The following is a 13,200-nucleotide window of genomic DNA, read 5'->3' as shown; positions in this document are numbered from 1 at the left end:
TCTGATCTTTACCCAGTTTGAGCAATGGATATGTGAATAATGAACAATATATTTTTCTTTTGGGGGAATGATGGCAAGTCTTAAAAAAATAGAAGAAATAAGTTTTCTTGGTGAAATACATGAACCAGAAGATATTAGTGCCATTGCATATTTTGAAGACTATATTTTTGTAGGATCAGATGAAAGTCTAAATATCATTAGTCTTCTGAAGAAAGATGGGCAAGACTTCAAGTTAATTAGGGATGTGCCGCTAGGGCTCGATGATGAGAAAGAAGAAATAGATATTGAAGGAATGTCCATTACTAGAGATGGAAAATTGTATGTCATTGGCTCTCACTCATCTAAGCGGAAAAGAATAAAAACCACTAAAACCTATGCTGAAAATCGTCAACGTCTGGAAACAGTCGTTGTAGAAACGAAGAAAAATACAATCTTCCAACTCAAGTTGGATTGTAATACTGGGCAAGTTTTAGAACGAGAATCTAGTACTCAATTGAAAGGTGTATTAGAGAAAAATACTATTCTTAGTCGCTTTCTCAATATTCCTAGTAAAGAGAACGGGATTGATATCGAGGGATTAGCGGCTGATAATAAATACCTTTATATTGGGTTCCGAGGCCCCGTCTTACGCGGTAACTTTGTGCCTGTGATGGTCACTACGTTTGATGATTTACTGGATTATGAATTACGATTCGTGCAATTAGCGGGGAATGGGATTCGGGATATCACCAGAATCCAAGAAGGTTTCCTGTTGATCGCAGGCCCGGTTGGAGATGGACTGGGGCCTTATCAACTCTATTTTTGGAATGGTGAAGATACGATTCCTGGAGAAGATCGGCCAGATATATCAGAGTATTGTCGATTGATTGGTGAGATTCCCCGGCCTTCGGACTTTCCAGAGGCGAAGGCAGAAGGTCTGACGATCCTTGAAGATCAGGGTAAGGAAATGACTGCCATGATTGTTTTTGACGGTGTTCCTCAAGGAGCTCCGACAATTTTTAAGATTGAACTTTGACGCTTAAATAGGAGAGCCTGAGAGTAAGTAACAATCGTGGAATGCATGAGCAATACAGAATTAAAAAAATGGCAATTCTGGATTGATCGGGGAGGAACCTTTACTGATATTGTGGCCCAAAGCCCTGATGGCTCCATCGTTCTGCATAAACTTCTCTCAGAAAATCCAGACCGGTATCCTGATGCTCCCCTGCAGGGAATTCGAGATCTGATGGGTATTGATTCGGACCAACCCATCCCGGCGGATCAACTTACGGTGGTCAAGATGGGAACCACGGTAGCGACCAATGCTCTGTTAGAACGGAAAGGCGATCGCACCCTCTTGATCACTACTAAAGGCTTCCGAGATGGCCTGCGGATTGGCTATCAGAATCGACCTGATATTTTTGCGCGTCAGATTCAGCTACCGGAAATGCTCTACGAACAGGTGCTGGAGGTCGATGAGCGAGTCACGGCTGAAGGGGAGGTGTTGCGACCGATTACCCCGACGATTGAAAGTCAAGTCCGAGAAGGGTTGCAAGAGGTTTATGACCTGGGGATTCGGAGTTGTGCGATCGCATTTCTGCATGGCTACCGATATCCTGCCCATGAGCAGCAGGTGGCGGCTCTGGCTCAGCAGGTGGGATTTACCCAAATCTCGATGTCTCATAGGGTTAGCCCCTTAATTAAATGGGTGAGCAGAGGCGATACCACCGTTGTGGATGCCTATCTGTCTCCCATTCTGCGGCGATATATAGACCGAATTGAACAGGAGCTTAGACCTACCGAAGCCAAAGCCGAATCCCAGCCCCAGCTACTATTTATGCAATCCAATGGGGGACTGACCCCCGCCCGGTTTTTCCAAGGAAAAGACAGTATTTTGTCGGGGCCAGCGGGAGGGATTGTGGGGGCCGTACAAACCTGTCTAGCCGCAGGGTTTCAGAAGCTGATTACCTTCGATATGGGTGGCACGTCTACTGATGTCGCCCACTTTAATGGCGAAAGAGACGGCACCTATGAGCGAGTTTTAGAAACTGAAGTCGCTGGCGTCCGATTACGGGCACCAATGATGGCCATTCATACCGTAGCGGCAGGTGGCGGCTCGATTCTCAAGTTTGATGGTTCACGCTACCAAGTGGGACCAGAATCAGCAGGGGCCTATCCAGGACCCACCTGTTATCGTCATGGCGGTCCCCTAACGGTGACGGACTGCAACGTGATGGTGGGTAAAATTCAACCTCAGTTTTTTCCCCAGGTCTTTGGGGCTGAGGGGAATCAACCCTTGGATTTAGAGATTGTTCAACAGGGATTTGCTGCTCTTTCAGACGAGATTGCGACCGCGACGGGAGATCAACGGAGTGCAGCTCAAGTCGCAGAGGGATTCTTGGCCATTGCCATCGATAATATGGCGAATGCCATCAAAAAGATCTCGGTACAGCGGGGTTATGACGTCAGTGACTATGCTCTCTGCTGTTTTGGTGCAGCTGGGGGACAACATGCCTGTCGGTTAGCAGAATCTTTGGGGATGAAGACGATCGTGATTCATCCCTATGCAGGAGTCCTATCGGCTTACGGTATGGGATTAGCGGATCGGCGAGTGCTGAAGGAGCAATCTTTAGAAATTGCCTTGACTGCGGACGGCATGACCCGATTGACCTCAGAGACTCAGAGCTTAGGGAAAGCCGCACTCATGGAGCTAAAACAACAGGGGGCTAGCGATATTCAGACCTTTGAGGTTGTGAAACAAGTCCATCTCCGCTATGAAGGCACCGATTCTTCTTTGATCGTGAACTTTGGTTCATTAACTGAGATGCAAAAACAGTTTGAGCAGCAGTATCAACAGCGATTTGGCCTGATTCAACCCAATAAAGGACTGATAGTGGCGACGATTACTGCCGAGGCCGTGGGTCAAACAGCGACTCTCGAACAGGCCAAAGCCTCTCAGCCTGTAACAACTTTACCGACACAGATAGCCAACATTCCACTCTTCTCAGAGGATCAGTGGTGGGATACGCCCGTTTTTCAGCGCCAAGAATTGCCAGCGGGAACGACGGTCCATGGTCCTGCCGTGATCTTGGAGCAAACCGGAACTAATGTGATTGAGCCAGGGTGGTCTGCTAGTGCCACAGAAACGGGGGTGTTGGTCGTCCAACATCAGTCTGAACAGCCCCAACAATCGGAAACCAAGGCATCGACCTTAGTTGCGCTGACTTCTACCACTCCCGATCCGGTGCGTTTAGAGATTTTCAATAATCTCTTTCAATCTATTGCCGAGCAGATGGGATTTACCCTACAAAATACTAGCTCGTCTGTGAATATCAAGGAACGTCTTGATTTCTCCTGCGCTATCTTTGATTGCCAGGGTTATCTCGTGGCCAATGCCCCTCATATTCCGGTGCATTTGGGCTCGATGGGAGAGAGCGTTCAGGCCTTGATTGCCGATCAGACAGCCCCCTTTCAGCCTGGAGATGTATTTGTTTCCAATAATCCCTATAACGGCGGTACCCATTTACCCGACGTTACAGCGATTACTCCCGTCTTTGTGGTGGGACAGCCGCTGTTTTTTGTGGCGTCACGGGGTCATCATGCGGATATTGGCGGCATTACGCCTGGTTCAATGCCGCCCCACAGCACCCATCTCGATCAAGAGGGCGTGTTACTGGATAACTTTAAGCTGGTGGATCAGGGGGTATTACAAGAGCAAGGGCTGTGCGATCGCATCTCCGCATCCCCCTATCCCGCTCGTAATCCAGATCAAAATTTGGCTGACTTGCAAGCCCAAATTGCCGCCAATACCAAGGGGGCACAGGAGCTACACCGGATGGTAGATCAGTTTGGCCTGAGTATCGTCCAAGCCTATATGCAGCATGTTCAAGACAATGCGGAACAAGCAGTCCGCCGCGTGATTGCCCACCTGTGTGACCACGCTGGTGAAAGTCTTGTGTCCACTTATCAGGTGCCAATGGATTGCGGGGCAACGATTCACGTCCAGGTAACCCTTAATCCTGACGACGATAGTGCCATCATTGACTTTGCGGGCACCTCTTCCCAACAGCCTAGTAATTTCAATGCTCCCCTCGCCGTTTGTAAAGCAGCGGTTCTCTATGTCTTTCGCACTTTGGTGAATACCCCGATTCCCCTAAATGCAGGTTGCTTAAAGCCTTTAGAGATTCGCATCCCTCAAGGTTGTTTACTCAATCCCACCTACCCAGCCGCCGTGGTGGCCGGTAATGTAGAAACCTCCCAAGCGGTGACGGATGCCCTATATGCAGCACTGAACGTTTTAGCTGCATCTCAAGGCACCATGAATAACTTCACCTTTGGCAACCAGCAGTATCAGTACTACGAAACCATTTGTGGTGGTTCGGGTGCTGGCCCTGGGTTTGCGGGTACCGATGCCGTGCAAACCCATATGACCAATTCCCGATTGACGGATCCAGAAGTTCTAGAACTGCGCTTTCCCGTATTGGTGGAAGAATTTTCGATTCGTTCTGAAAGTGGTGGCAAGGGCCAGTATGACGGGGGCAATGGCGTGATCCGACGGATTCAGTTTCGTGAGGCAATGACAGCCAATATTTTGTCTGGTCGCCGACAGGTTAAGCCCTTTGGTCTAGCGGGGGGAGAGTCGGGTCAAACCGGCCAGACCCAAGTGATTCGGGCGGATGGCAGCACCACAGACATCGCAGCAACAGATACGATAGAAGTGGATACGGGGGATGCGATCGCAATCTTCACTCCAGGCGGTGGTGGCTATGGTTTTTCAACAACCGCAACCTAGCGTCGCTGTTTTCTATCTTTTACGAATGGGTAGAAATGCGCTTGCAGAAGAGTCATAACCCAGATTGTTTTTCGAATAATAATGTCTTCACAAGACCCACAAATTTCCTCAGAATGAGGGAAGCAAATGGGCTATTCTAAAACGATGTAAACAAAATTGTAATATTTGCGACATTAAATTCAATGTATTGAAAAATCTCATTATCTAATATGAGAAATTTCGGCGTTTAAATCTAGGAGTATGGTGCAACTTAGAGAAGAATTTTTTAATATTGACTCTGAGCTTTATACTATCTATCTTTCTAATCATCGAACAGCAGAATTACCGCCGCTGCCTAGCTTTTACGATATTCCCCAACAAAGCAGAGGGGCAAACCCAGCTGCTGACGAGTTTCAAGAGCTGATCCCTCCTCAGACCATTGCTTATGAACGGCTCAAAGGCATGACGATTGCGAGTCAAGCGATTTGCCTCTACGTTGCCTGTGATGAAATCGACTTTCCTCTACGTCTAGAGTTGTGGGATTCACCACCAGAGGATCTAGATGAGCAGAATTTATCGAACTGGTTTTATATTGCCGAAGTGAGTTTTGATTTATCGAATGGAGAGCTTTATCTTCATGGACTGATGGATCACGATGTCGCCAAACCGATCTATATTGCGCCAGATATGTATCGTTTGCGGTTTTATTTGGGATCTTTGAATGCTCTGGATGAGAGCTATACCTTAGAGCATTGGCCCATGATAGAAGATGAAGATGAGCTGGAGGATGAAGATGACTTGGAAGAGTTAGGTCCTCGTATATATGACCCAGAGCGGAATGTTTGGTGCCGCTTAGTGTTGTGGCCCAATCCATATCTTCCTCCGCAGGATATCTTGTCATCCCTTGCCTTGGATTAAGTGGAATTGACAGGACATGGAGCAATATTGGGGATATGACCAACTATCGATCCTTTGACATCTCGATTTGATTCGTAAAGTGACGCATTAACAATTGGCTTGTGCAAGGGGCTTTGATCTGATGCTCTGTGAATCAAGATGCTTAAGTTTGGACTTGCAAAATCACGCTGTAGTTTCGGACTGTGTGCAATCAAATTCTGCTGGATTTGGAGTGGCCAAGGTATTAACCAGGCGATAATAAAGATTGATAGAAAATTGTAGCTGTAGGCAAAATACCCACAGCTACAGCCATCAATTGATCAAGATAAGTGAGAATCCCTTGAGAAGGTGGCGTTCACCTTCCTGATTAAGACTTGAATCCGCCTGGCGATTGTTGAGGAATAGGGCAATAGATGGAATAGGGTTTCCAAGGGGTTTTGCCTGAGACTCGTTGGCCATCGATGACAAATGACCAATGGGCACGACTTTTCCCTGACACCCTGAGGCGCTTGCCGCGCTTCGGCAGTTGGACAATTTGCTTAGTTGTCCCTGGTCCACCTGTTCTGCGCTTTAGGGTGATGGTTTTGGGGGTTTTACTTGCCAGCGTGAGGGTTTGCTTAGGGCTGAGTGCCCCATTCTCGCCTTCAAATTGATAGGTGAGTTTAGCTGGATACTGGGATTTAAACCGTGCTTTGAGGTCCATCGTGCCCTTACAAGCCTTACCCTGGCGAGGATGCTTCACTTGCTGGAGGACGGTTGACACCATACTTTTATCGACTTTGATGTCGTAGGCCACCACCAAATCACCGTTGGGCTTGAACCTGACGGGCCGTACATTTGCGAATCTAGCAAAAGCATTTAATCGGCTAATGGCATTGGCCGTGCGTTGTTGCATCGTTGCCTGTCGTTGAGGATCTTGGAATGCATGGTAGATCGCATCGCCCACTTTGCGTTTGCCATAGTTCTCGATGGCGTCCTCAATCTTGTTAAACCAACCGAGAACACCTTGGATTTGTAAATCGCCGCCAATTTTGACATTGCTTCGCTGAGGCACCGTGAGGATAATCCCGCCGTTGCGAACTACAGGTTTGAGAGCGATTTGCACCTTGGCATGGTTAAAATCACCATCGGGAGCGGGGCGATCATTACCACTGGGTTTGCACTGGGTATATTTCCCTTTGTTTTTGCCTACTGCTTTCTTCCAGCGGCACAGTCCTTTAATTTCACGATCGCGACTTTCGAAGAATGCTCGGAACACATAGCGATTGTTTTCGTGACGTAGCGTCACCGCTTCTGTGTTGACATTATTGATGTAGTAATACCAACGCATATGACCTTTTTCCCGTCTACCTGTCCAATGCTGGAGCGAAATAGACTGTTTTCTGCCCATAAATTGGAAATAGGAATCATTAGGTTTATACCAATCGTCTTTGAGGTAGCGACCATAGCCATTCAGATCCACGTTGTTGAGACGAATTTTAGCGTCTGTCAAGGTGCCGTTCATTATTTGGGCAACCCTTGATGCTGGGATGGTTTTTTGACCAGAAAGAGCAGCAGCAGGTGAGGGGACTAGACTTGTGAGAACCATGGCTCCCAAGGTTGCGCTGGTTGCGTTTCGCAGTACCTGGGCTACTTTAGAAGGCTGAAACTTGGTGGTGGTTAGTTGGTGTTGCATAACGGTTTCCTAAGTTGATTGGATGGTGGTTGACCTTACTCAACTGTTAGGTTTGTTTTTGGATTGATATGCAGGGACTCTGTAAAAAATTTGGCCTCAGGCTTTTGCCTAGGGCTACAAAGCTTTAATGGATCAGCGGTGCAAGCCTCAAAACTTATGTCTCCAGTGCCAGTTGAATGTTTTCCCTATGGTGTTGAACCCCAGACCGGTGTGTGCCTAGGACTGAGGTTAGGGCCGTATCGGATTTTGTTGGACTGTGGATTAGCCGATATCTCTGGCTTACAAGCAGATGAGTTGCAGTCTGATGCAGTTGTGGAACACCCTTCTGAGCAGCAGCCTGCCGATTTTGTCGTCTGTTCACAAGCCCATGCCGATCACGTGCGTGGGTTAGGAGCGTTGCGCCAATCCTTTCCCAAAATGCCGATCTATACAAGCCTTGAAACTCAGCAAATATTGAGTCACCTGGAGACTGATCAATGGGCTTCTGAGTGTACTCCCATTGCCTGGAATACGCCGTTTAACTTGACTTCAGACTTGACCCTAGAACTGATTCCTGCGGGGCAGATGCCTGGAGCAGCCGTCTGTTTACTGACCTATACGGTGATGGTTGAGGCCGAGATAGGGGAAGTCTATACCGTTGCCTATACGGGAGATTTTTATTTAACTCATACTCGGTTTGCCCCTGCCTTATCGACCGCCAGTTTCAAAGATCGCAGGATTGATCTGTTGCTTCTGAAGGGGGGCTATGGAACCCTGCAACACCCCCCTCGAAAACAGCAAGAAAGTGAGTTGGTACAAGCCCTGCTCCAGGCGTTAGCCGCTCAACAATCCATCGTCATACCCGTGCCTCAAGTGGGGCTGGGACAAGAGCTGTTGATGTTGTTTCGGACGAACGCAGAACTCGCCCGCCAGAAGGTTACAGTTTGGGTCGATGAGACGGTGGCTCAAGGATGTGATGCCTATGGCCAGATTTTGACGTCCTTGCCTGCCAGTATTCAAAATTTTGCTCGTCAACAGTCTTTGTTTTGGCAAGCCAGCGGACGGCTTCAGATCCAACCGCTCGAAGCAATGACTCAATTACCGTGTATTCTTCTCGTCCGTCATCAAACTGAGCTGGGGCAATATGTTCAGGCTCTAGGAGATCAGGTACTGGTGTTAGACCCTATTCCTCCTGAATCGCCTCAAGCATTGCGAGAGCATCCTCAGGATGCCAAGGGGGACCCGGTGAGCCTTCCGGCTTCCTGGCAGAGACAGACTTTTCTGCTGGCACAAGCCTGTGATGGCCCTAGTACGACTCAGTTGATTCATAATAGCCGTCCCCGCCATGTGGCGTTCTATCACCGCTCACCCCTAGTGGTTGAGGATTTAATGCAAACCCCGGATCTACAGAATCGCTATCAGCTTCATCCTCTGATGCTGGGGGAGCGACTGGAAGTGGGGTTGGCGGAGAGTGCCCTTCTACCCCAAGAGTCTCTGGCTCCGCCTTTACAAACCTATAGGGGTGAACTGGTGGAGTCAGGATTATCTGCCACCCTGAGCTTAGGAGCTGATATTCTCGAAGACCCACGGTGGCAGACCTTTGCGGACACTGGCTTAATTGAAGCGGTTTGGCAGGGGCATCAACTGGTGATTCGAGGATTGTCTCAGGCGGAAATATTACGCAGTAGTGCCAGCCAGCACCCTATGGATCGCACTTGCTGTGCCAACTGCCATTACTATCGAAACCAACGCTGTTGGCAGACAGAATCTGCTCTATATGGCTTTAAGGTGTCTCCCCAGGGAACGTGTCCGGTCTACGCACCGATCGATGATAGGTCAGGCGTAGAGCCTGGGTCAGAAGACTTCGACGACGAAGGAGTAGATGTTTAGTCTGAATTATTGTCTGGGTGTGGGTTGGGGAGTTGTTCTGCTTCGGGACAGTCATCTGAGACCATAGGGTCAATATTATGTTTGGGAACTGCCGCTAAACGCGTGGTAACGGCTCCAATACTTTCGATGCGGACCATCTCTTCCCAGGCGCAAATCTCATCATCTTCTTCGGTTTCATAGCGAATGGTGACGATATCGCCATCTAGGCCCGTCACACGAGCGCGATCCAACCAGCGCTGCTGGTCCCTTAAGTAGATCCAGACTTCTTGACCGTTATTGTAGAGTTGGTAGATCTTGCGGTCTAGCATAAGTGGCCTCTCCAAAACAACGTTCAAACAGCGGACATATTAGAGGATTAAAGACAGTAAGCAACCGAGTAATAAATTTGACGCCGTTTCCCCCATATCCGACTTTGCTTTACTGTTCAATCCAGTGTAGTCTATTAACTCGGATCACGCCTGAGTAGGCATTCAAGAACTAAACGTGCGATCGCATTGCCTGAATCGGTCTGTCAGCCTACCGCGAAATTGAAACGAGTGTAGCAGTAATTGCTGCGGTTTGGTTATTGTAAGTTTGATAAGCTCCCATGCCCCTGAAGGCAGTTTTATTTGATTTCAATGGTGTTGTGCTAGATGACGAGCGCATTCACCAGCAGATTATCTGGGAGATGATGGAGCAAGAAGATTTGCCCCTCACTCAAGAAGAGCTGCAGCTTCACTGTCTGGGTCGAACGGATCGGGCCTGTTTTCAAGATTTGTATGCCAGCATGGAGCAGCCCCTCAATCAGTTTCATCTGCGGCGGTTGTTGTCCTTCAAAGCGAAGGCTTACCGCCAATATATAGAATCTTTGGAATACCTACCGGTTTTTGAAGGCCTGATCGAGCTGATTGGGCAATGCCTAGATGCGGGGTTGACCCTGGCCATCGTCAGTGGTGCGCTCCGGTCAGAAGTGCGACTGGTGCTTAAACAACTGTCTTTGGAGGAGGCCTTTCCCATTACCGTCACCTCGGAAGATGTCAAAAGAAGTAAGCCGGATCCAGCCGGGTATCAATTGGCGATTAAGCGCCTCAATCGTAAGTTTCCTGGGTTGGATTTAGACCCTTGTGATTGCTTGGCGATTGAGGATAGCTTTGCGGGTATTCAGGCAGCCAAACAGGCCCAAGTCCCTGTGGTGGGGGTGGCGCATACCTTGCCTTTTCATATGCTGCAACGTCAGGCGAATTGGTGTGTTGATTATCTGCACCAGATTGAACTCGATCGAATTCAAGCCATTTTTGCGCGTTAAAATCACGGGTCACTGACGAAGCCCTCCCTTACTCCTGGGCAGGAGGGGGCGGTTTTCCTAGAGTCGTTATGTAGAGGACCGCTTCTTCTTCTGGGATGCCTAAGACTTCGTTCACCTGATCGTCAAAGAAACCACCGATGCCGCTGACTCCCACCCCCAGGTGGGTGGCGGCTAGGTTTAAACGCTGTCCCAGATGCCCTGCATCCATGTGGAGATAGCGATAGGCCCGGTCACCGTAGCGTGCGATCGCACTTTGCAAATCAGCCGTATGAAACACAATGGCGGCGGCATCTCGCCCTAGATCCTGACCTAAGCACAGATAGTGGGATTCTCGTCGGAAGTTCTTAAACCGAATTTGCCGCAGCTCCTGAGCTTGAATAGCATAGTAGTAGCAGCCCGTGTCTAAATCGGTGATATCTAAAACGGCGATAAAGGTTTGGATCAGCCCTAAATCGAAAAAGCCCGGATCGCCGTCTAGTCCTTGCTCTTGGTAGTTTTCTGGGCAATAGGTGAAACTGAGGAGACGACTTAAGGTGTCTAGGCTCAAGGAATCCCCAGTAAACTTGCGGGTGGATCGGCGTTTGAGAATGCTTTCCTTTAAGTCAATTAAGTCATCTCCCCAATCCACGGGGGTGTTGGCAAGCGGCACTTTTAGGCAGAATGGAAAATTGTATTTATCTTCTTTGGTCGTAGTGGGTAGGGGATTGTTATAGGTAATGTCTTCGGAGGCAATACTGGTAGCAGTGTGGGTATAAGCGAGCAGTTCGCCATCCGGTAACTTGGGAAAATCTTCTACGGTGGGAGAAGGCAACAGGGTGGGGGCAGGGGGTAAGTTTTGGTCGGCCTCCAATAAGTCAGCTAAGGCGAACGCCGCGACGACGCCTTCTTGATCTGAATCAAGATATAGCAGTTGGTTAAAGGGCTGATCGGCAAAACCGCCAATCAGGTGAGCTTTATAATCACAAATGGAAGCGGCTAGCTCAATATTGCCTAGTAAATGGCCACTATCCAGGCAAATTCGCCGATAGGCGCGGTCTTCATATCGCCAGGCAGACCGATGAAAAATAGCAGTGACCACTACGGCCAATTGAGTTTTCGCCAGGGCAGGATGCCAAAGACAAGCAGATTCTAAGGCTGACCAAACATGGCTGTCCCAGAACCGTAACAAGGAGTGGGTGCGGACCTGGTAGTTATAGAGGCCAGCGGGTAGGACAGTGCCTTCCCCAGCAATGACATAGAGTTCTGCCGGATATAAGCCCCCTGCAGATGGGGCCGTCCTCAAGTAGAGGGGATTATCCGGATAGGGAATGACGGCGGTGATGCCGTAGCTACAGTACAGGAGGCGAGATAACCGCTGCCACTGCATCTGGGAGGCGTCGACCCCTTGCTCTAGGTATTCTTTGAGCCCAATGGTGGTGCCAAATTTATAGTCCTTGAACGGCATGGGCTGTTGGCTAAAATCCAGGGAGCGCCCCCGTTGCGAGAGGGTCTCTGGATCATATTTTGTCCGTTGATGGTAGTGCTGGGTAATGCTAAGGACATCTGCCATAAGGCTGGGAAAAGGGTAAACAATGCACCTTCAATCCTGGCACACCCGTTTAAGCATTGCCTACCGCTTGTGAAACTCGATCTGATTTCCGCGAAAGGTGAAATCATACTTTTGGAGAAAATCTTGACCCAGTAACCCCATGTCCATATCGGGTCCAGCCACGGCGACGGGCACTTGGTAACTCTTCAATCCACCCACTTCCATGGCCTTGACATAGACGATCGGAAATTCTGCATAGCCATTGGCCGTGGACGCCCCGAAGGTACCCACGACATCCGAGGTACCTATACCCAGTGCTTTGGCCATGGGCCGAGTAATGACGGTTCGGCTGGCCCCCGAGTCCACCAACATTTCAAAGGTACGGCGACTATTAAATCTCACGTCCACAATGGCTACGCCTCCTGACCGGCGTTTGATGGGAACCAGGCCCACTTTGCTTGTGGCTTTTTTGGCCGATGCAGGCTTAGAAGAGCTACCCTTAAACCCCGTCTGCTGGAGCTGCTTGAGTTGACTTCGGTACTGCTTGAGTTGAGCCGCTTGCTCAGGTGCGAGGGGAATCAGCTGATCGATCACTTGAATCGCTTCAGACCAGTTTTGGCGATGGACTGAATCTTGTAATTGTTGATTAAGACCCGCCACGGTAGATTGAGCCTGGGCGGAGAATGGCGTTAGGCTTAGAAGCAGACTGAAACAAAAAACGGGGATAGAAACCTTCATAGATGGGGAGAGGCAGCGTGAAGTGAGAGGGCAGCAATGGAGACTCGATGCTTGGGAAGCACTACTATTCAGGTTACCCCAATCATTATGGGGACCTGGCAAGCTGGCAAACGAGGGTGGGTAGACATTGACGATGCTGAAACCATTCGCACGGTTTAAGCTGCGGTGGAGGCTGGTATTACCACCATCGATACGGCAGAAGTATACGGGGATGGGCATTCGGAGTAAATGCTTGTCCAGGCAGTCTCGGATCAGCGATCGCAACGGGTCTGCGCATCTAAAGTCTTTGCCAATCACCTCAAGTATGAGCAAGTGATCGAGGCTGGCGATCGCAGTCTGCACAACCTGCAAACGGACTACATGGACCTCTATCAAATTCATGGACCGGTGATCAGACGTTATCTGCCGCAGATTTGGCCACCATCGATCAGATGGGCCGGATCGTGACAGATCATTTG

At 49.2% G+C, this 13,200-nt stretch carries 9 protein-coding genes and 1 pseudogene; 6 read left to right on the top strand and 4 right to left on the bottom strand.

Annotated elements, in window-relative coordinates; translation table 11 throughout:
* Nucleotides 1–67 precede the first annotated feature (67 nt).
* The 3 genes from AM1_RS17410 to AM1_RS17400 all read left to right on the top strand — a co-directional run bounded on the left by AM1_RS17410 (nt 68) and on the right by AM1_RS17400 (nt 5,668).
* Nucleotides 68–1,015, top strand: a complete 948-nt coding sequence (locus AM1_RS17410) for a DUF3616 domain-containing protein (protein ID WP_012164194.1) — start codon at nt 68–70, stop codon at nt 1,013–1,015.
* Between the two features lie 45 nt (nt 1,016–1,060).
* Nucleotides 1,061–4,771 (top strand): hydantoinase B/oxoprolinase family protein, encoded by a 3,711-nt coding sequence (locus tag AM1_RS17405; protein ID WP_012164193.1) that lies wholly within the window; start codon nt 1,061–1,063, stop codon nt 4,769–4,771.
* Between the two features lie 240 nt (nt 4,772–5,011).
* The gene (locus tag AM1_RS17400) at nt 5,012–5,668 is read left to right on the top strand and encodes a hypothetical protein (protein WP_238549002.1); all 657 of its coding nucleotides are present in this window, start codon (nt 5,012–5,014) and stop codon (nt 5,666–5,668) included.
* A gap of 346 nt (nt 5,669–6,014) precedes the next feature.
* On the opposite strand, the gene AM1_RS17395 is transcribed toward AM1_RS17400, so the two are convergent.
* Entirely contained in the window at nt 6,015–7,322 is a 1,308-nt protein-coding gene (locus AM1_RS17395) for a hypothetical protein (RefSeq protein ID WP_012164191.1), read from the bottom strand.
* Between the two features lie 156 nt (nt 7,323–7,478).
* Here AM1_RS17395 and AM1_RS17390 point away from each other — a divergent pair, with 156 nt between their 5' ends.
* A complete protein-coding gene (locus AM1_RS17390; protein WP_012164190.1) occupies nt 7,479–9,191 on the top strand; it encodes an MBL fold metallo-hydrolase in 1,713 nt (570 codons plus the stop codon).
* Here AM1_RS17390 and AM1_RS17385 read toward each other — a convergent pair.
* The gene (locus AM1_RS17385; RefSeq protein ID WP_010473466.1) at nt 9,188–9,499 is read right to left on the bottom strand and encodes a DUF6679 family protein; all 312 of its coding nucleotides are present in this window, start codon (nt 9,497–9,499) and stop codon (nt 9,188–9,190) included. The genes AM1_RS17390 and AM1_RS17385 overlap by 4 nt on opposite strands.
* Nucleotides 9,500–9,777: 278 nt before the next feature.
* Here AM1_RS17385 and AM1_RS17380 point away from each other — a divergent pair, with 278 nt between their 5' ends.
* Nucleotides 9,778–10,476, top strand: a complete 699-nt coding sequence (locus AM1_RS17380) for an HAD family hydrolase (RefSeq protein WP_012164189.1) — start codon at nt 9,778–9,780, stop codon at nt 10,474–10,476.
* Between the two features lie 28 nt (nt 10,477–10,504).
* Here the strand turns inward: AM1_RS17380 and AM1_RS17375 are convergent, their stop codons facing one another.
* Nucleotides 10,505–12,025 (bottom strand): SagB/ThcOx family dehydrogenase, encoded by a 1,521-nt coding sequence (locus AM1_RS17375; protein WP_012164188.1) that lies wholly within the window; start codon nt 12,023–12,025, stop codon nt 10,505–10,507.
* A 60-nt stretch (nt 12,026–12,085) separates the two neighbouring features.
* Entirely contained in the window at nt 12,086–12,742 is a 657-nt protein-coding gene (locus tag AM1_RS17370) for a retropepsin-like aspartic protease family protein (protein WP_012164187.1), read from the bottom strand.
* 36 nt (nt 12,743–12,778) lie between these two features.
* Between AM1_RS17370 and AM1_RS44265 the strand changes: the two are divergent.
* A pseudogene (locus AM1_RS44265) lies at nt 12,779–13,129 on the top strand (aldo/keto reductase); the annotation flags it as partial.
* Between the last annotated feature and the right edge of the window lie 71 nt (nt 13,130–13,200).

It is taken from the genome of Acaryochloris marina MBIC11017, assembly GCF_000018105.1.
GTDB lineage: Bacteria > Cyanobacteriota > Cyanobacteriia > Thermosynechococcales > Thermosynechococcaceae > Acaryochloris > Acaryochloris marina.
This window is presented reverse-complemented; position numbering and strand designations above follow the sequence as displayed.